Consider the following 20,466-nt stretch of genomic DNA (forward strand, 5'->3'; position numbering starts at 1 on the left):
GTGTGGGTGAGTTGGAGTATGTGGGGCGTGTTGATTTTCAGGTGAAGTTGCGGGGGCAGCGGGTTGAGTTGGGGGAGATCGAAACCGTCCTCGCCACCACCCCGGGTGTCGCCCAGGTGGTCGTCTCGGTCATGGAACTCCCTGCGGGACAGCAACTCGTCGCTCACGTCACCGGAACGGGCGTCGAGGTCGAGGCGCTGCGCGCGACGGCCGAGCAACTACCTGCGTACATGCGTCCCACGTCGTGGGTCGTGCTGGATGCGTTGCCGCTGAACACGGCGGGCAAGGTCGACCGTAAGGCGCTGCCCGCACCGGACTTCGTCTCCGCAGCGCGGGTGGAACCCGACACCGACACCGAGGTCGCCATCGCCGGTGTCTTCGCCGACGTACTCGGATTGCCGGCCCCGGACTCGGTGTCGGTGACCGACACCTTCTTCGACCTCGGCGGCAACTCGCTGGCCGCCACCCGGCTCGCGGCCCGCGTCTCCCGGATGCTCGGCATGACGGTACGGGTCCGGGACGTCTTCGACGCGCCGACGGTCCGCGACCTGGCGCGCCTCGTCGACACTTCCCTCGCCGACACCGTCACACCGGCGGTCGGCCGTCCCGCCGTGGTGCCCCGACCTTCCGTGGTGCCCCGCCCTTCCGTAGTACCTCTGTCCAGTGCGCAGCAGCGTATGTGGTTCATCAACCAGTACGAGCCCGACGTCGCGTCGTACATCATCCCGTTCGCCTTCCGCATTCGCGGCGAGGTCGACGTCGAGCACGTTCGTCGCGCGATCGCCGACGTGGTCGCCCGCCACGAGATCCTGCGGACCACCTACCCGATCGGCCGCGACGGGCGACCGGAACAGCTGATCCGCGACGTCGACCCGGGGGATTCCGGCATCGACGGTTCCACGTTCGACTGGGCGACCGTGGAGTCTGATTCCGAGGCGCTGGCCGTGACCACGGAACCCTATGACCTGACCCGCGACCTGCCGCTCCGCGCTCGCGCCCATGTCGAACCCGGCGCGGGTGCGCTGCTGGTGATCAGCATTCACCACGTCGCGGCCGACGGTGAGTCGGGTCGAGCGCTGTCACGTGATCTGCTCACCGCGTATGCGGCGCGACGTGACGGTCGGAGGCCGGATTGGATGCCCCTGCCGATCCAGTACGCAGACCATGTCGTGCGGTCGGCCGGGCGTGCGGGCGAGCAGGACGAACGCCGTCGGTGGTGGGTGCGGCAACTCGACGGCGCGCCGGTTCTGCTCGATCTACCGACTGTGCATCCGCGTCCGGGCACACCGACCATGCGCGGCGCGACAGTCGATTTCGTCATCCCGGGGCGGGTCGCGCAGGGGGTGGGCGCAGTCGCACGGAACGGCGACGCGACCGCCTTCATGGTGTTGCACGCGGCGTTGGCCGCCGTGCTGGGCCGGTTGTCGGGGACGCGGGATGTCGTCATCGGTACCGCCGCGGCGGGCCGGGACGGCGACACCGACGACCTGATCGGCATGTTCGTCAACACGATTGCGCTGCGTACCCCGATCGTTCCCGGACGGTCATTCGCCGACCTCCTGCGGGTTGTGCGCGAGGTGGACCTCGATGCGCTCGATCACGCTGACGTGCCGTTCGACGACGTGGTCGACGAACTCGGTGTGACCCGCGCCGCATCCCACGCACCTCTGGTCCAGGTGCTGCTGACCACCTCCGAAGTCGCCGATCCCGTCGCAACCGACGGCGGCGTCGCCGATCTCGACATCGAACCCGTTGCCGTCGCGGAGAACTCGGCGAAGCTGGACCTCACCCTCGGTGTGCTCACCGACCCGGCTCCGGGGTCACCGTGGCGCGGTTCCCTCACCTTCGCGACGGACCTCTTCGACGAACCCGCCGCCCGCCGGCTCACCGAGCGATTCGTCCGCGTGCTGGCCGCCGCGGTCGAGGACAGCACGCGCCCGGTCGGTGACCTCGAGTTGCTGACCGGCGACGAGGAGATGGTGCCGGTCGTGTCGGGCGACCCCGATCCCGATCCGACCCTCCTCCCGGACCTGCTCGTCGGTGCGGCGCGGATGCGGCCGGGCCACCCGGCTGTCGTCGACCCGGCCGCCACCACCGGCGGGGAGACCTGGACCTACGCCGAACTCGATTCGGCGAGTTCGCATCTCGCGGTCGCGCTGATCGAGCGCGGCATCGGTGCGGAGGATGTGGTCGTGTGCGCCTTCCCGAGGTCGGCGACCGCGCAACTGGCGTTGTGGGCGGTGGCCAAGACCGGTGCCGTGTACTGCCCGATCGATCCCCGGTACCCGGCCGAGCGCATCGCCCGCGTCCTCGCGACCGCGGATGCCGCACTCATCCTCACCGATGGGACTGTCGACGGACTGGGCGCCGGCCCGGTCGCGTCCACGGCGCGACTGCTGCTCGATCCGGCGCGCGTCAGTGACCTGCGGTCGCGTCCCGCTATCGCCCTGCCTCGTCGCCGTCGTCCGGTGACGCCCGATTCCGGCGCCTACATGATCTTCACCTCGGGGTCGACCGGAACCCCCAAGGGAGTGCTGGTGACGCACCGCGGGCTGGCGGGCGTCACCGCGGTCCTGCGCGACCGGCACCGCTCCGGGCCGGAGTCGCGCTGGCTGGGGATCAGCTCGCCGGCCTTCGACGCCGCCATGCTCGAGGTGCTCGGCGCCCACGGCAGCGCCGGGACGCTCGTCGTCGCCCCCGCCGACGTCTACGGCGGCCGAGAGCTCGCGGACTTCATCACGACGAACACGACCACGCACGCCTTCCTGGTGACCTCGGTGGCGGCGTCGCTGCCGGACCCCGGGCGTCTGCCGATGACCGACGTACTCGTGGGCGGTGAGTCCGTCCCCGACACCGAGAAGAACCGGTGGGCCCCGCATGTGCGATTCCACAACGGCTACGGACCGACCGAGACCACCATCATCAGCGTCACCTCGGCCCCGATCGGCGTAGACGAGCCGGTCCATCTCGGCAGCCCGGTTCCCGGTGCGAGCGCCGTCGTCCTGGACGAGCGGTTGCATCCGGTACCTCCGGGTGTCGTCGGGGAGCTGTACCTCGCCGGACCCGAACTCGCGCGCGGATATCAGGGGCGGCCGGCCCTGACCGCCGAGCGCTTCGTCGCCGCCCCGGCCGGTGAGCCGGGGGCACGGATGTACCGGACCGGAGACCTCGTACGACGATCCCGCAGTGGCGAACTGACCTACGTGGGCCGGTCGGACTTCCAGGTCAAGCTGCGCGGCCAGCGCCTCGAACTCGGTGAGATCGAGGCCGTCCTGACCGCACACCCCGAGGTGCGGACGGCCGCGGTCATCGGCGTCGGGAACCCCGTGAGCTCGCTGGCCGGTTACGTGGAACCCGTCGATCCCGGTGCCGGCCGGGTCCAGGTGCGACAGTTGACATCCGCGCTGCGGGAGCATCTCGCCGTCCACCTGCCGCCGCACATGGTGCCGGGCGCCCTCACCGTCCTCGAGTCCATGCCGCGCAGCCCGATCGGCAAGATCGACCGCACTCGGCTCCCCGCGATCGAACCGTCGGCCACCGACGCCGAACGGGTGCCGCCGTCGACCCACACCGAGCGGGTACTCGCCACCGTCGTCGGCGACGTCCTCGGCCTCGACGGCATCTCGGTGACCGCCGACTTCTTCGCCATCGGCGGCAACTCGCTCTCGGCCACGCGCGTCAGTGCCCGCGCCGGGGACGCCTTAGGGGTGCGCGTGGGTGTCCGCGACGTCTTCGAGGCGCCCACGGTGCGCCGGCTGGCGCGTCGCATCGACGCCGCCCATGACGACGCGTCCCGACCGCCGCCGTTGCGTCGCGCCGATCCGCGGCCGGCGCACATCCCACTGTCGTATGCGCAGCAACGGATCTGGTTCCTCAACCGGCTCGACCCGGAGTCGGGTGCCTACACCATCCCGCTGGCCGTCCGCCTGCGCGGACAGTTGGATCGACGTGCCCTGCACGACGCCGTCGTCGACGTTCTCGCCCGCCATGAGGTCTTGCGGACCGTGTTCCCGGCGCAGGGCGGTGAACCCCGTCAGGACATCCTGTCGATCGACGAGGCACGGGCCCGACTGCGCTGGGAGACCGTCGCGGCGACCTCGGGGCCCATCGATCCGGCCGGGCTCGTGGGCGATGCGACGTTCGACGTCACCACCGAGCTCCCGCTGCGGGTCCGACTCGTCGAGGTCGAGAACACCGAGCACATCCTGGTCGTGGTCTTGCATCACATCGCCGCCGACGGCGAGTCGATGCGACCGCTCGTCGCCGACCTGTGGGGTGCGTATCTGGCACGTGCCGAGGGGCGGTCCACCGAGGTGGAGGCACCACTGATCCAGTTCGCCGATCACGCTCTGTGGCAGCGGGAGGCGCTCGGGGACATCGACTCGGCGGAGTCCGTCCTCGGTCGGCAGGTGGGCTACTGGACGAACCGGTTGTCGGGGATCCCCGACCTGCTCCCGTTGCCGACGGACCGCCCGCGACCGGCGGTGGCGTCGCAGCGTGGTGGTCGGGTGACGGCGAACCTCCCGGCCGATCTGCCGGCGCGGATCGCGGCCACCGCCCGCGCACACGGCGCCACCGAGTTCATGGTCGTCCACGCGGCTCTGTCGATCATGTTGGCGCGACTGTCGGCCACCCGCGACATCGTGATCACGACACCGGTCGCCGGACGCGGGCACGCAGACCTCGATGACCTCGTCGGCATGTTCGTCAACACCGTGGTCCTGCGCACGGACGTGGACCCGCGGACGCCGGTCGGCGAGTTCCTCGACCGAGTGCGCGTCGACGACGTCAACGCTCTCGCGCGGACCGACGTCCCCTTCGAATACCTGGTGGATCGCCTCGCCCCGGTCCGGTCGGAGGCGTTCGCCCCGATCAGCCAGGTGATGCTGTCGGTGCTGCACGATCGCGACGGTGACGACGCGACCGGAACCGTCGCATCGCCATCGCGGGCGCTGGCCCTCGAACCGGTGGAGGTGTCCACCGACACCACCCAGCTCGACCTGACCGTCGCGGTGACGATCCGGCCCGACCGTCCGTGGGCCGTCGAGATCGTCTATGCCACCGACCTGTTCGACGAGCACACCGCGTGGACGGCGATCATCCGGCTGACCCGGGTTCTGGAGGCGGTCGTCGCCGCTGACGACCTGGCGGTCGGTGCCATCGATCTGACCGACGACGACGAGCGCGCGCGGATCGCCGCACTCGTGTCCGGACCTGATCTGCCGGTGCCGTGGACGACCGTCACCGATGCGATCGTGGCCGCCGCGCGACGCTCGCCGGAGTCGATCGCCCTCGTGGCAGGCGATCGGACGCTGACCTATTGCGAGTTCCTCGACCGGACCACCCGGCTCGCGGAGACCCTGAGCGCCCACGGCGTGGGTCCGGATGTCGCAGTGGGCGTGTGCATCCCGCGTTCCGTCGAACTCGTACTCGCGATCCATGCCGTGGTCATGGCCGGCGGCGGCTACGTCAGCATCGACCCGACGACGCCGACCGATCGGGTCGCGGCCATGGTCGACTCGGCATCGATCGCGATGGTGCTGACGGCGGACGTCCGCCCGCCGGCGCTGTCCGGTCTGGCCACGCCGACACTCGTCGTCGACGGAAGTGGACCGCTCGACGGCATCTCGCGTCCGGGTACGGACCTGCGCCGTCCGTATCCGGGCAACGCCCTCTACACCTTGTTCACCTCCGGATCGACCGGAACGCCCAAGGGCGTCACCGTCAGTCACGGTGCTGTGCTCAACCGCCTGGCATGGATGTCGGTTCGTTCCCCGCTGCGTCCTGATGACGCGGTCATGCTCAAGACACCGGTCACCTTCGACGTGTCCGTCCCCGAACTGTTCGAACCGCTGATGGCCGGCGCGCGCCTGGTCATCGTCGAGGACGGCCGGCACGTGGACCCGGCCCACGTCCTCGCCGAGATCGAGCGGCATCGGGTCACCTCCGTCCACTTCGTGCCGTCGATGATGGCGGCGTTCGTCGAGTACATCGGTGGCCGCCCGCAACGGCGGGAGGCGCTGTCGTCGCTGCGGCGGATCAACGCCTCCGGTGAGGCCCTGCCCGCGGCGACCGCCGAGGCGATGGCCGCGTTGGCCCCGCAGGCCGACATCGACAATCTCTACGGCCCGACCGAGGCCGCCGTCGAGGTGACGGCGTATCGCTTCACTCCCGGTGACGCGGTCGTTCCGATCGGACGGCCCAACGCGAACACCACGACGTGGGTGCTCGACGACAGGATGCGCCCGGCGCCGGCCGGGGTGGTCGGCGAGCTCTACGTCGGCGGGGATCAGCTGGCGCGCGGCTACGCGGGCCGGCCCGATCTCACCGCCGAACGGTTCGTGGCCGATCCCACCGGGCCGACGGGCGGACGGCTCTACCGGACCGGCGACCTCGTGCGCTGGGATGCCGACGGCGCTCTCGAGTATCTCGGCCGAGCCGACTTCCAGGTGAAACTGCGCGGGCAGCGCATCGAACTCGGGGAGATCGAGACCGTTCTGGCCCGCGTCGACGGCGTCACCCATGCCGCCGTCACCGTCCGGAGCGGTCCGGCGGGCGATGCCCTGGTCGGGTATGTGGCCGGCAACGTCGACCTCGAAGTGATCCGCGAACACCTCCGACAATCGTTGCCGCAGTACATGCATCCCACTCGATGGGTGATCCTCGATGCGGTCCCGATCACCGCGACCGGCAAACTGGACCGCCGGGCCCTCCCCGCGCCGAGCGACGACGCGACCGAGATGGTGCCACCGGCCGACGCCGCCGAACGCGCGGTCGCGGTGGTCTTCGCCGAGGTTCTGGGACTCGCCGAGATCTCGGTGACAGCGCCGTTCTTCGACCTGGGTGGCAACTCGCTGGCCGCGATGCGCGTCGTCGCCCGGATCGGCGAGCAACTCGGCATCGACCTCGATGTCCGCGACCTCTTCCGCGCCCCGACGGTCCGCGACCTCGCGCGGACCCTGGCACGACGCCGAGTCGCCGAGCATCCCCTCGTCGCGCGTCCCCGACCCGCCCGTATCCCATTGTCGTATGCGCAGCAACGACTCTGGTTCATCAACCAGTTCGACGTGACATCCCCGATGTACAACATGCCCGTCGCCTTCGACATCCGCGGGTTCCTCGATGTCGAAGCGCTGCGTGCCGCGGTGGTCGCCGTGATGACCCGTCATGAGCCCCTGCGAACCGTCTACCCGCTCGGCGAGGACGGCGTGCCCGCGCAGCACATCCTCGATCCGGCGACGGCCGCGGACGAACTGCGCTGGGAGTCGGTCGGCACGCCCGCGGACGCGATGGCGTGGTGCACGGAGGGATTCGACGTGTCGACGCAACTGCCGCTGCGGGTGGTGATCTCGGCGGTATCGGCGGAGGGTACGACGCCGCCGGTGCATCGGGTCGTGCTGGGCCTGCACCACATCGCCGGCGATGCGGCGTCCCTGTCGATCCTGGCGGCGGAGGTTCTCGGCGGATACCGCAGTGGCGGAGGCCCTTCGGCCGGGTCGATCGACGTCCCGGACATCGCATACGCCGATCACGCGCTCTGGCAGCGCGACGTGCTCGGGGACGTCGACGACCCGATGTCGCCGATGGCCGCGCAGTACTCGTTCTGGGCCGAGACACTGGCCGGTGTTCCCGCCGCGCTGGAGCTGCCCGGCGACCGTCCGCGCCCGCCGGTCGCCGACCCGACCGGTGGCCGCCTACCCCTCGAACTGGGCGAGCCGCGCAGCGCGGCGGTCATGGCGACCGCACGCGCACACGGGATGACCCCGTTCATGGTCTGTCACGCCGCGTTCGTCCTCACCCTGGCGCGGGTGGCCGACGTGGACGACGTCAGCGTCGGCGCCGCCGTGTCGGGACGCGGTCACGCGGCCACGGCGGGACTCATCGGCATGTTCGTCAACACCGTCGTGCTCCGGACCCCGCTGCGGGCCGAGGACACGGTCGGGGATCTGCTCCGTCGGGTCCGCGACGTCGATCTCGCGGCGTTCGCACACGCCGACATCCCGTTCGAGATGCTCGTCGAGCACCTCACGCCGGTTCGTTCCACCGCCCACGCGCCGCTCGTCCAGGTCATGATCAACTACCTCGCCGAGTCCTCGGGTGACAGCCCGCTTCCGGGGCCGGGTTCCGGCATCGAGGCAGCGGGTTTCACCGTGGACGGTCTCGAGGTGGTGCCCGTCGAACCGGGGTCGCCGCCCGCCAAGGTCGATCTGACACTCGGTCTCGCGGAACGGCCGGTCGGCACCGGCGTCGAGCTGGTCGGCGAGATCGATTATGCCGCAGCACTGTTCGATGTCGAGACGGTTGCGACGATACGCGACGTCTTCCTCCGCATGCTCGACGCGGTCACCGGCGATCTCGACACCGTCGTGGATCGAGTCCCGCTGGTCGCGGCCGACGCGACCGTTGCCGAGGATGGAGGGCCGGTGATCCTCGACAGCGCGGGCCGGGCGGTGCCGCCACGGGTGCCGGGCGAGCTGTACGAGCGCGGCGACGACGGTGCGCCGGCGCCGACCGGCCTACGAGCACGGTGGGTCGACGCGTCCACGACACGGCCCGAGATCCTGGGGCCGGTCGCGCGGCATCCCCGAATCGACGGTCGGCGAATCGATCTCGATGCGGTGGAGCGAGCGTTGGCCGAGGTGACGGGCGTGGCCGCGGCCGCCGTCGTGAGTGCGCCGACAGCCGACGGCGTCGAGGTGGGTGCCTGGGTCGTTGCCGACGGCGACCTGGGCGTGCCCGAGCTCCGGCGTGCGCTGTCGCAGGTGCTGCCCGCGCATTGGGTTCCCACTGCGATCGGCGTCGTCGACGCGATCCCGGCCGGGGCGGACGGCCGACCGGGGCGCCGCGAGATCGCAGCACTTCTGGAAGGGGGCGGAACCGGGCATGACGATGCCGGATCCGCGGCGCCGACCGGACGATGGGAGGTGGCGGTCGCCGAGGCGATGGCGGAGATCACCGGGAACCCGGTGGTGGACGCGGACCAGGGCTTCTTCGATCTGGGCGGAACGTCGCTGTCCGCGGTGCGGCTGGTGTCGCTGTTGCGCAGGCGAACCGGTGTGCCCGTCGAGGTCGCATGGGTCTTCGCCGGACCGACGCCGCGCGATCTCGGCGCCCGGCTCGCCGCCCACGAGGACCCGGCCGCCACGGGCGCCCCGGGGGACCAGGTGGTCGTGCCGCTGCGAGCAGAAGGCGGTCGCGCCCCGGTCTTCTGTGTCCACCCGGCCGATGGTCTGGCGTGGCTGTTCGCCGGTCTCACACCGTATCTCGACGACCGGCCGGTCTTCGGTCTACAGGACCCCTTCGTCGTGGTCGGTGACACGGCCGACGCGTCGATCCGTGACCTCGCCAAGCGGTACGTGGCCGAGATCCGAAAGATCGTTCCGCAGGGCCCCTACCACCTCGTCGGCTGGTCCATCGGTGGCTTGATCGCCCAGGAGATGGCCGCCGAACTCCGTGCGCGGGGTGCGGAGGTCGGTTTCCTCGGGCTCCTCGACAGCTATCCCGCCGTCGGCGACGAACTCGAGATCGACGACGCGGCAGGGGTTTCGGAGGTGTCACCGGACGACACGCGGTCGACGGTCGCGGACCTGCTCGGTGGGTGGCAGGCCGTCATCGACGTCGACGCGGTGGCGACGTCGGACGATCCGGCTGCCGTGGCCGCCGCGATCCGCGAGCGGGTCACCGGACTCGGCCTGCTCGACGGCGATGCGTTCGACCGCATGCTGCAGCGGATGGCGACGTCGGCCCGGCGCACCGTCGACCACCGGCCCCGACCCTACGACGGTGACGCGATGCTCGTCGTCGCCGCGGCCGGAGACGCGGATCCGGACAGAACGTCCGGACGTTGGGCGCCATTCCTCGGTGGACGGATCACCCGGGTCGATGTCGACGCCGATCACCTCGGGATCGTCGGCAGTGACGCACTGGTCGAGATCGGACCGCGGATCGACGCCGCGATCACCGCGGCCGAGGCGCGAGCCGGCGACGGTCCCTCGGCTCCCTGATCCGAACAATCACGGACCCACCGGACCCCGCCGGTCAGCCGGCCGGCAGATCAGCGAGTGCGTCGGGGAGATCGTCGCGATGGACGACGACGAGTCGCTGCGTCGCCCGGGTGAGGGCCACGTACAGGTCGCTGAGTCCCCGTGGTGACTGACCGATGACGGCGGCGGGCTCGACGACGATCGTGGTGTCGAACTCCAGGCCCTTGCAGCTCCGTACGGTGTAGACCCGGGGCGGCTCGCGGTCCTCCAGGGCGAATCGGTCCGGGGACAATGCCGCATCGACGACCTCGCGCAGGTGGTCGGGGACCACAACGGCGGTGAGGCCGTCGGGTTCGGCGAGCTCGACGGCCCGGCGGACGGCGTCGACGATGTCCGCCGGTGCGTCACTGTCCGCCCGAATGGCTACCGGCTCGATCCCGTTGCTGCGCAACGAGGTCGGTGCTTTCTCGCCGTTGCCGATCTCATCGAGGACGCGGGCGGCGTACTCCATGATCTCGCTGGGGGTCCGGTAGTTGACCGAGAGTTCCTTGAACTGCCAGCGTTTGGCGACATAGGGTTCCAGGACCTCGCCCCATGAGCGGGTGCCCGCCTCATCGGATGTCTGTGCGGTGTCGCCGATGATCGTCATCCACCGATTCGGGATGCGCCGCATCACCATTCGCCATGCCATCGCGGAAAGCTCCTGGGCCTCGTCGACGATGACGTGGCCGAAGGTCCAGGTGCGGTCGCCGTAGGCACGTTCGGCTGTCGTGGCGCGCCGGGTCTCGGTCTGGCGGGAGGCGAGTTGTTCGGCGTCGATCAGGTCGTAGGCCATCAGGATCTCGGGGTCGAGTTCGTCCTCGAGGTCTTGCGGTGCCGAGCCGGTCAGGATGTCCAGGGCATCCTGGGCCTCGGCGAGCTGGCGGCGCCACCGTGCGCGCTCGGCCCGCTCGGCGTCCTCGGTGCCGTACCCGATCAGCTCGGCCAACTCATCCAGCAGTGGCACGTCCGCAGGGGAGAAGTCCTCACCTGATGTCGTCGCCGGCCGCGACGGCCGGTGCAGCGCTGCGCGGTCGGCGTCCGACCAGCCCGGGGTGGCCTTGCGGATCGCGCGTTCGTCGCCGAGGAGGTCGCGCAGCAGTGTCTGCGGGGTGAGGGTCGGCCAGTAGCGCAGCAGCGCGGCACGGATGTCGGGATCGCGACTCATGTCGTCGCGGATGTCGGCGATGTCCGCGGGGCTGAGCAACTGCGAACCGTCGAGCAGGCTCGATCCGATCGTCGCCGCATGCCGGGCGGCGAGTTCGGCGAGTCCGGCCTTGAGGAAGGCGTTCTGCGACAGGTTGTGTGCGCGTCGCGTCGCGCGGGCTTTGGCGCGCGCGGCCTTGATCAGCGCCGAGTCGATCTCGACCCGGTAGCTGTCGAAGTCCACTGCTTCGGGTCGGGACGGCAGTGACTGCTGGGCGCGCACCGCTCGCTTGAGGACGTCGACCATCCGTAGGCCGCCCTTGACCGCCGCGGTCGTCCGCGGATCGTCGGTGCCCGCCCGCACACCGGGGAACAAGTCGCCGATGGTCGAGAGAAGCACGCCGGACTCGCCCAGCGAGGGGAGCACCTGACCGATGTAGTTCAGGAAGTCGTCATTGGGCCCGATGATGAGAATGCCGCTGCGGGAGAGGTTCTCACGATGGGTGTAGAGCAGGTAGGCCGCGCGGTGGAGCGCGACCGCGGTCTTGCCGGTACCGGGCCCGCCCTGGATGACGGTGACCCCGCGGTGCGTCGAGCGAATGATCAGGTCCTGCTCGCGCTGGATGGTCTCGACGATGTCGGTCATCTCACCGGTCCGCGCCGCGTTGAGGGCGGCCACCAACGCCGATTCGTTGACGACGTCGCCGTGTCCGAAGTCGTCGAGCAGGGCGTCGCCGGCGGTCAGGGACTCGTCGCTGACGCCGCGGACCTTGCGGCTACGGGTACGGATGTGGCGTCGGCGTGCGACGTCCTCGGGGGCCGCAGGCGTCGCCAGGTAGAACGGCCGGGCCAGGGGAGCACGCCAATCGAGCAGGAGGGTGGCGTCGGTGGCGGTGGCGTCGAGCTCGCCGTCGTCGGCGAAACCGTCGTCGAGCACACCGATACGCCCGATGCGCCGGATCTCGCCGTCGTCGAGATCGAGGCGGCCGAAGTACAGATTGTGTTCGGCGGCATCGAATTTGGCGAGGTCTTCGTTGTACATCCGCTCGTACGACTCGCGTTCGGACAGTGCCTGTGGCGTGCCGCCGCGTTCGGACAGGGTCGACGACAACCGGCGCTGGGTGGTCCGCCGCATCCGATCGAGGCGGCCGTACACGCGGTCGAGGTGCCGCTGTTCCTCATCCACCCGGGGATCGGTGTCCGGCGAGAGGGCGGTCATCGATCGTGTCCGATCGACCGGGGTGAGCGGAGATCGTCGGACCGGGACAGGCCGGCGGCCCGCAATCGGGCGGTCACCGCCGGGGGATCGCCCGCCAGACGGGTACAGACGTCCGGCACCGGATCGGCGAGGGTCGCATCGTCGAGGCGTCGGGACAACCACGACAGAACGTCGGCCTGTGGGCCGAAGGGGATCGGGTCGCCGGTGACCGGGTCGGCGAGGACGCCGTGACGGGACACGTAGAGGTCGAACTCCGTGGGCAGGGGCGGCCGATCCTCGGGGAGGAAGGGGGTGGGCCGGCCATGGATCAGGGGGTGGTCGCGCGTATTCACTGTCTGTCGATGATAGTTCGGTTCGGTGGCGTCGAGCGCCTCGATGTGGTCGGGACCCAGCCATGCCGCGATGGTCGTGATCGACCGCTGACCTGCGAAGATCGGGGCGGCAGGTAGATAGCCGCGGGCCGCGACGTGTGCGGAGTGGCCGACTGTGATGTTCGTGACGTGGACCGGTTGCAGACAGACGATGTCCGACGACCGCACATGTGCCAGCTTGCGGCGCAGGACGTGGGGGGCGGCGTTCGACCCGACCGCGACCACCAACCGGGAATCGGGAGAGGGAACGGACCCGAAGGCCGGATCACCCAGGATCACGTCCCGTAGTGCGACGTCTCTCAGCGCCACGGACGCGGGCACCCAGGGATAGTCGCCTGGCGGGTGCACCGCGTCCGTGGTCGTGAGATCGGTTGTGTTCAGGGTCGTGCTCGTATCTTCTGCTCGTGCGCGAGAGGATCCCGAGGGATCAGCGACGTGCCTTGCGCAGACGCTTGCGGCTCTGTTCTGCCGAGTCCTCGGCGGACGCGGCGAGCTGCCGTGCGGTCTCGGCGAGTTCGGCCGATCGAGCGCGGGCGACGTCGGCCAGCTCGGCGGACCGATCGCGCGCGACGTCGGCGAACTCCGGGGCGCGCTTGCGTGCGGTGTCGGCGAGTTCGGACGCGCGGTCGCGTGCCGAGTCGGCGACCTTCGGAGCCTTCTTCTTCGCCTGCTTCTGTGCCTTCGCGGCCTGCTTCTGGGCTTTCTCGGCGCGCTTCTGCGCTTCCTTCACCAGCTTCGGGCCACGCTTGCGCGCGGTGTCGGCGAGATCGGACGAGCGCGCGAGAGCCGTGTCGGCGAGTTCCGACGAGCGGGTGAGAGCCGCATCGGCCAGAACCGGGGCCCGGTCACGGATGCGGTCGGCGACGTCGGAGGCGGTGTCGGCGGCCTTCTCGGCGAACTCCAGCGAGCGCTTCTGGGCGGCTTCGGCGATCTCCGGAGCGTGCTCGCGGAACTTCGCCGCGGCATCGGCCGACCGCTCGGAGACGATCTCGGCGCCGTCGTGGGTGCGCTCGACGAGGTGCTCCCACGTCGACGACCCGGCGGCCGCGCCGATCGGCAGGGCCGCCGCGACCGCGGAGGCCTTCTGGCGTCCACGCCACGCGAGCGAGGGCTTGCCCTCGGTGTCGACAGCCGCCAGCAGAACTCCGCCGAGGAGGCCGACGTTCTTGATGAAGGCGTTGCGCTGGGCCTCCTTCTTGACCGGGTCCGCCTCGTTCCAGAAGTCGGTGCCGGCGGCCGTCGTGGGGATCAGCGTCCCGGCCAGGACGACCGACGCGAAGCGCGGGAACTTGCCGGTCGCGAGGAGGATGCCGCCGCCGATCTGGGCGGCCGCGTTGATCTGTACGAGCGTCTCGGTGTTCTCCGGGATCCGGCCGGCCACCTCCGGTGGGAGCGACGACCGGGCCTTGTCCACGACCGGTTCCGCGGATTGCGCAATCGGCTTGGGGCTCCGGATGGCGTCCACGCCGCTGGCGACGAACGCCGAGGCGAGGAGCGGACGGGCTATACGGCGGAGAATCATCGGTCACAACCTTCTTCAGTCGGGTTTGGCTATCGAGATCCGTCGGGTGGAGCGCGTTTCTGGCCCGTTCAACGCTACCCTCTCGCGACGAATCTGCAGGTCGCTCGGCGTGCCGTGATCAGATTGCGCGTGTGCGGGCGTCTCGGGTCACGACTCGCCGAACGATCCGAGGAACAGGTAACCGTCTGCGGCGAAGACCAAACACGCCGTGCTCACCAGCGGCGCTCACGCCACTCGGGCAGCGAGTCGCGCTCAGCACCCAGGGTGGTGTCGGTGCCGTGGCCCGGGTAGACCACGGTCGAGTCGTCGAACCGGTCGAACAGCTTCGTCGAGACGTCCTCGAGAAGGGTGTCGAAATCTTCCGGCTTCCAGGTCTTCCCGATCCCGCCCGGGAAGAGACAGTCGCCGGTGAACAGGTGCACGGTGCGCTCGCCGTCGTCGCCCACGTCGGTGAGGGCCAGGGCGATCGAACCGGGGGTGTGACCGACCAGGTGGATGGCCTCGAACGAGAGGTCGCCGACCTCGATGACGTCACCGTCGTCGACGAGGCGGTCGGGGGTGACGGGCAGTTCGCCGGCGTCCAGGCGCCCGGCCGCGGTGGGCACCCCGGTGTGCTCGGCGACGGCGGCGAGGGCCTGCCAGTGGTCGAAGTGCTGATGGGTGGTGAAGATCAGCTTCGGCGTTCCCTCGACGGCCGACAGGACTCCGGTGATCGTGTCCGCGTCGTTGGCCGCGTCGATGATCAACTGATCGCCGGTGGCGCGCGAGGTCACCACGTAGACGTTGTTGTCCATCGGACCGACGGACAGCTTGACGATGGTGGCCGACGCCAGCGTGCGGCGCTGCGGGGTCTTCGACTCGGAGAGGTCGCCGGTGTAGGTGTCGCTGATCGGTGTCGCTGGGGAGGTCATGTCGACAGGCTATGACAGCAGGCCGTCGGAATGTGACGGTCGTGACCATGGGAGTTCGCGTGGCGCGCGTATCCTGGATCATCGGTTCGGGGAATGACACGCGGGCGGCGAGACCGATCGCCCGGTCACCGAACCCGCGAATCTTTCCGGGGCGAGCTCGTGATGACAATCTTGTCGGTGGCCGTCGGTACTGTGCCCGTGCGCCGGCCGTGCGCCCCGTGACTCGAGAATGTAAGGACTGCAGTGGTTGATCGCTTGATCGTCCGAGGTGCCCGCGAACACAACCTTCGCGGCATCGATGTCGACCTGCCCCGGGACAGCCTCATCGTGTTCACCGGGCTGTCCGGATCGGGCAAGTCGTCCCTCGCCTTCGACACGATCTTCGCGGAGGGACAGCGACGCTACGTCGAATCGCTGTCGGCCTACGCGAGGCAGTTCCTCGGGCAGATGGACAAGCCGGACGTGGACTTCATCGAGGGACTCTCGCCCGCGGTGTCCATCGATCAGAAGTCGACGAACCGCAACCCCCGGTCGACCGTCGGCACGATCACCGAGGTCTACGACTACCTCCGACTCCTGTACGCCCGCGCGGGCAAGGCGCACTGCCCGATCTGTGGCGAGCCCATCGCCAAGCAGACACCGCAGCAGATCGTCGATCAGGTCCTCGCGATGGAGGAGGGCACCCGCTTCCAGGTGCTCGCACCGGTCGTCCGCACTCGGAAGGGCGAGTTCGTCGACCTCTTCGCCGAACTCCAGACCCAGGGTTTTTCGCGCGCCCGCATCGACGGAGTCGTCCACCCGCTGACCGATCCGCCGAAGCTGAAGAAGCAGGAGAAGCACGACATCGAGGTGGTCGTCGACCGCCTGGTCGTCAAGACCAGCGCCAAGCAGCGTCTGACGGATTCGGTCGAGACCGGTCTGCGTCTGGCCGACGGCATCATCGTGCTCGATTTCGTCGACCTCGAGGAAGACGATCCGGAACGTGAGCGTCGGTTCTCGGAGCGGATGGCCTGCCCGAACGCACACCCGATCGCGATCGACGACCTCGAACCGCGCTCGTTCTCGTTCAACTCGCCCTACGGCGCGTGCCCCGAATGCGACGGCCTCGGCGTCCGCAAGGAGGTCGACGAGGAACTCGTCGTGCCCGACCCGGAGATGTCGCTCGCCGAGGGGGCCATCGCACCATGGTCCACCGGGCACAACGCCGACTACTTCCTTCGCCTGATGTCGGGGCTGGCCGACCAGATGAAGTTCGACATCAACACGCCATGGAAGAAGCTGCCCATCAAGGCTCGGCGGGCACTGCTCAACGGCAGCGATCACCAGGTGCACGTCAAGTTCCGCAACCGGTACGGCCGCACCCGCTCGTACTACACCGAGTTCGAGGGTGTGCTCTCGTTCCTGGCGCGCCGCATGGACCAGACCGAGTCCGAGCAGATGAAGGAGCGCTACGAGGGCTACATGCGCGATGTGCCGTGTCCTGCCTGCCAGGGTGCGCGGTTGCGTCCGGAGATCCTCGCGGTGACCCTCGACCACCCGGAGTACGGACCCAAGTCGATCGCCGAGGTGTGTGCACTGTCGGTCGCCGACTGCGCCGACTTCCTCGACCAGCTGCGGCTCGACTCACGGCAGGCAGCTATCGCGGGCCGGGTCCTCAAAGAGGTCCAGGCCCGCATCCGCTTCCTGCTCGACGTCGGGCTCGAGTACCTGTCCCTGGAGCGCGCAGCGGGATCGTTGTCGGGCGGTGAGGCGCAGCGCATCCGTCTGGCCACCCAGATCGGGTCGGGTCTCGCGGGCGTCCTCTACGTCCTCGACGAGCCGTCGATCGGTCTGCATCAACGCGACAACCGCCGGCTCATCGACACGCTGACCCGCCTTCGGGACCTGGGCAACACGCTCATCGTCGTCGAACACGACGAGGACACCATCCGCGCCGCCGACTGGATCGTCGACATCGGTCCCCGCGCGGGTGAGCACGGTGGTCACGTCGTGCACAGCGGTAGCTACAAGGACCTGCTGAAGAACCGCAAGTCGTTGACCGGTGCGTACCTCGCCGGACGCGACACCCTGCCGGTGCCGGAGATCCGCCGGCCGATCGACCGCAAGCGGCAGCTGACCGTCGTCGGCGCACGGGAGCACAACCTGCGCGGCATCGACGTGTCGTTCCCGCTCGGTGTGATGACCGCGGTCACCGGCGTCTCGGGATCGGGCAAGTCGACGCTGGTCAACGACATCCTCGCGACGGTGCTCGCCAACAAGCTCAACGGCGCGCGCCAGGTGCCCGGACGCCACACGCGCATCAAGGGCCTGGACAACCTGGACAAGCTCGTCCAGGTCGACCAGTCGCCGATCGGCCGCACCCCGCGGTCCAACCCGGCCACCTACACCGGCGTCTTCGACAAGATCCGCACCCTGTTTGCGGCGACCACCGAGGCCAAGGTGCGCGGCTACCAGCCGGGTCGCTTCTCGTTCAACGTCAAGGGCGGCCGCTGCGAGGCATGTACCGGCGAGGGCACGATCAAGATCGAGATGAACTTCCTGCCGGACGTCTACGTGCCGTGCGAGGTCTGCCACGGTGCGCGCTACAACCGGGAGACCCTCGAGGTCCACTACAAGGGCAAGACCATCTCCGAGGTCCTCGACATGCCGATCGAGGAGGCGGCCGATTTCTTCGAGCCCGTCAGCTCGATCCACCGCTACCTCAAGACCCTCGTCGACGTCGGCCTCGGTTACGTCCGGCTCGGGCAGCCGGCCCCGACCCTGTCCGGTGGTGAGGCGCAGCGCGTGAAGCTGGCGGCCGAGTTGCAGAAGCGGTCGATGGGCCGGACGGTCTACATCCTCGACGAGCCCACCACCGGCTTGCACTTCGAGGACATCAAGAAGCTGCTCACGGTGATCAACGGCCTGGTCGACAAGGGCAACACGGTCATCGTGATCGAGCACAACCTCGACGTCATCAAGACCGCCGACTGGGTCATCGACATGGGACCCGAGGGCGGCGCAGGCGGCGGGACCGTCGTCGGCGAGGGCACCCCGGAAGACATCGCCGCGACCCCGGGCAGCCACACCGGCAAGTTCCTGGCCGAGATCGTCGACATCGACCAGGCGGTGGCGTCGGTCGGCTGACCGCAGACCGGTGGTGCGGAACGCGATTCGGGGGAGTGAGGTCGGTCAGGACCCCATCGACTTGCGGATCTCCTCGAGTCGTTTCTTCGCGGCTTCGTCGCGCTTGCGCATCATCTCGTCGACGCTCTGTCCCTCAGGGCCGGCCTCCGCGAGCTCCTGGGAGCCGATCGCGGTCGTGATGCGGTTCTCGATCTTGTCGCGGACGAAGTCGAAGGTCGGGACCCCGCTGTCGGAGTAATTCGGATCTGGGAACGCTCCCGGCACCGGGCCGGTCGGCACGATCTCCGCATCGACGATCTCGTCGGACCGCCCGGGCTCATCGGCATTCGTCATGGGTCCAGGGTAGTGGTTTCGACACGGCTCGTCGCTGCGCTCCTCGCCTGCTCAACCAGCGGGGGTGCGGGCTCTGTCGCTACGCTCCTCGCCTGCTCAACCAGCGGGGCTCGGTCGCCGCGTGTCGAGGCCACCTACTTCCGGGGCGCTCGAACCGGACCGGTGTACTTCTCGCCCGGGCCCTCGCCGGGCTCGTCCGGATAGGCACTGGCCTCGCGGAACGCCAGCTGCAGACTCTTCAGGCCGTCACGGATCGGTGCCGCATGGATGCCGAGATCCGCTTTCGACGCGTCGACGATGCCGGCCAGGGCGGTGATCAGGGTGCGCGCCTCGGGCAGGTCGATGCGTTCCGCGGGGGTGCCCTCGGCAAGCCCGAGCTTCTCGGCCGCCGCACTCATCAGCATGACGATGGACCGGGTGATGACCTCGATCGCCGGAATATCGCCCAGGTCACGGACGTTGTCGAGATCGGTGTCCGCCGGAGCTCCCGTTCCGGCGCCGCCGTCCGTCGCACCCTCCGGGGGTAACGGTGCAGGTGACGAATAGGAGTTCTCGGCCATGGCTGTTAGACTCCCATAGCACGACCGCCCTGGTATGCGCCGGGGTCGTAAGTGGAGTTCCGCTCCCACCGTTCGACGCGAGGTTCTCGCAGTTGCACGGTCCGGTTCACGCCGATCGTCGCAGATCGCATCCTACGATGCTGAGCTGCATGTCGACGGCGACGTGTGCCAGCTCTGGCATGCGGAGAACGAACCGGTCGGTATCGGAGCCCCGCGGACATCAGTCCCGGGGCTTCCTTGCTGAGGTGTCCCGCAGGTTCTCTTGCATACGTCCCTCGCCACGACGCGACGGTTACCACTGCAGGATTGAACAAGGAGGCCCCATCAGCACTGAGACCCGCATCAACGAGCGCATCCGCGTCCCTGAGGTCCGACTCGTCGGACCCAACTCGGAGCAGGTGGGCATCGTGCGTGTTGAAGATGCGCTTCGCTTGGCCTACGAGGCCGACCTCGACCTGGTCGAGGTGGCTCCGGACGCCCGTCCGCCGGTCTGCAAGATCATGGACTACGGCAAGTTCAAGTACGAGGCAGCCCAGAAGCAGCGCGAATCGCGTCGTAATCAGCAGATGACCGTCATCAAGGAGCAGAAGCTCCGGCCCAAGATCGACGACCACGATTACGAGACCAAGAAGGGTCACGTCATCCGGTTCCTCGAGGCGGGTTCCAAGGTGAAGGTCACCATCATGTTCCGCGGCCGCGAACAGTCCCGTCCCGAGCTCGGCTACCGCCTGTTGCAGCGGCTGGGCAACGACGTCGCCGACTACGGCTTCGTCGAGACGTCGGCCAAGCAGGACGGTCGCAACATGACCATGGTCCTCGCCCCGCACAAGGGTGCGAAGACCCGCCAGAAGGCGCAAGAGAGCCGCGAACGTTCCGGTGGCCCGAAGGCCGCCCCAGAAGAGAACTGAGCGGACGAGAACTGAGTCGATCGGCCGGACGAGAGTCCGATCCGTTCCGGCCGAGATCAGACACGCGAACCCGGACACACACCGGACCTCGCCAGGTCCGGTGCCCGAGTTCGCCCGAGAGAAGGAAGAACATGCCGAAGAGCAAGACCCACAAGGGCACCGCGAAGCGCTTCAAGGTGACCGGCAGCGGGAAGATCGTGCGCCAGAAGGCCAACCGTCGCCACCTGCTCGAGCACAAGTCGTCCAAGCGCACTCGCCGTCTCGACGGCACCACCGTCGTCAGCGAGAACGACGCCCCGCGCATCAAGCGACTGCTCAACCGCTGACGCCAGCGACCCCAGACATCTG

Annotated in this window: 10 protein-coding genes; 4 read left to right on the top strand and 6 right to left on the bottom strand. The window is 69.2% G+C overall.

From position 1 onward, the window contains the following. Window positions 1-20: 20 nt before the first annotated feature. A complete protein-coding gene (locus ABIC25_RS24160; protein WP_354563503.1) occupies window positions 21-10,004 on the top strand; it encodes a non-ribosomal peptide synthetase in 9,984 nt (3,327 codons plus the stop codon). Window positions 10,005-10,038: 34 nt separating this feature from the next. Here ABIC25_RS24160 and ABIC25_RS24165 read toward each other — a convergent pair whose 3' ends face one another. The 4 genes from ABIC25_RS24165 to ABIC25_RS24180 form a co-directional block, all read right to left on the bottom strand. Next, on the bottom strand, window positions 10,039-12,387 hold the full coding sequence (locus tag ABIC25_RS24165; RefSeq protein ID WP_354563504.1) for a HelD family protein: 2,349 nt from the start codon (window positions 12,385-12,387) through the stop codon (window positions 10,039-10,041). After that, window positions 12,384-13,079, bottom strand: coding sequence for a hypothetical protein (locus ABIC25_RS24170; RefSeq protein ID WP_033206411.1), 696 nt, complete (start codon window positions 13,077-13,079; stop codon window positions 12,384-12,386). Before ABIC25_RS24170 ends, ABIC25_RS24165 begins: the two co-directional genes overlap by 4 nt. 106 nt (window positions 13,080-13,185) lie before the next feature. Beyond that, entirely contained in the window at window positions 13,186-14,280 is a 1,095-nt protein-coding gene (locus ABIC25_RS24175) for a DoxX family protein (RefSeq protein ID WP_101821517.1), read from the bottom strand. A gap of 212 nt (window positions 14,281-14,492) precedes the next feature. Continuing rightward, complete coding sequence (locus ABIC25_RS24180) at window positions 14,493-15,191, bottom strand: MBL fold metallo-hydrolase (protein WP_354563505.1); 699 nt, start codon at window positions 15,189-15,191, stop codon at window positions 14,493-14,495. 243 nt (window positions 15,192-15,434) lie between these two features. Here ABIC25_RS24180 and uvrA point away from each other — a divergent pair, with 243 nt between their 5' ends. Further along, a complete protein-coding gene (gene uvrA, locus ABIC25_RS24185) occupies window positions 15,435-18,317 on the top strand; it encodes an excinuclease ABC subunit UvrA (RefSeq protein WP_064572033.1) in 2,883 nt (960 codons plus the stop codon). Window positions 18,318-18,362: 45 nt separating this feature from the next. Here uvrA and ABIC25_RS24190 read toward each other — a convergent pair whose 3' ends face one another. Together ABIC25_RS24190 and ABIC25_RS24195 are read right to left on the bottom strand one after the other, a co-directional pair. Beyond that, complete coding sequence (locus tag ABIC25_RS24190; RefSeq protein ID WP_004018749.1) at window positions 18,363-18,650, bottom strand: hypothetical protein; 288 nt, start codon at window positions 18,648-18,650, stop codon at window positions 18,363-18,365. A gap of 134 nt (window positions 18,651-18,784) precedes the next feature. Next, a complete protein-coding gene (locus ABIC25_RS24195) occupies window positions 18,785-19,210 on the bottom strand; it encodes a DUF1844 domain-containing protein (RefSeq protein WP_064572034.1) in 426 nt (141 codons plus the stop codon). A 266-nt stretch (window positions 19,211-19,476) separates the two neighbouring features. Here ABIC25_RS24195 and infC point away from each other — a divergent pair, with 266 nt between their 5' ends. Continuing rightward, a complete protein-coding gene (gene infC / locus ABIC25_RS24200) occupies window positions 19,477-20,118 on the top strand; it encodes a translation initiation factor IF-3 (protein ID WP_081486955.1) in 642 nt (213 codons plus the stop codon). A 131-nt stretch (window positions 20,119-20,249) separates the two neighbouring features. Beyond that, window positions 20,250-20,444 (top strand): 50S ribosomal protein L35, encoded by a 195-nt coding sequence (rpmI, locus tag ABIC25_RS24205; RefSeq protein WP_004018754.1) that lies wholly within the window; start codon window positions 20,250-20,252, stop codon window positions 20,442-20,444. The last annotated feature ends 22 nt before the right edge of the window (window positions 20,445-20,466 follow it).

The sequence above is a fragment of the Gordonia sp. PvP123 genome (assembly GCF_040547295.1).
Classification (GTDB): domain Bacteria; phylum Actinomycetota; class Actinomycetes; order Mycobacteriales; family Mycobacteriaceae; genus Gordonia; species Gordonia terrae.

Coding starts and splice junctions, on each gene's coding strand:
- ABIC25_RS24195 (WP_064572034.1), bottom strand. CDS start 19,210: ATGGCCGAGAACTCCTATTCGTCACCTGCACCGTTACCCCCGGAGGGT.
- rpmI (WP_004018754.1), top strand. CDS start 20,250: ATGCCGAAGAGCAAGACCCACAAGGGCACCGCGAAGCGCTTCAAGGTG.
- ABIC25_RS24175 (WP_101821517.1), bottom strand. CDS start 14,280: ATGATTCTCCGCCGTATAGCCCGTCCGCTCCTCGCCTCGGCGTTCGTC.
- ABIC25_RS24165 (WP_354563504.1), bottom strand. CDS start 12,387: ATGACCGCCCTCTCGCCGGACACCGATCCCCGGGTGGATGAGGAACAG.
- ABIC25_RS24190 (WP_004018749.1), bottom strand. CDS start 18,650: ATGACGAATGCCGATGAGCCCGGGCGGTCCGACGAGATCGTCGATGCG.
- ABIC25_RS24180 (WP_354563505.1), bottom strand. CDS start 15,191: ATGACCTCCCCAGCGACACCGATCAGCGACACCTACACCGGCGACCTC.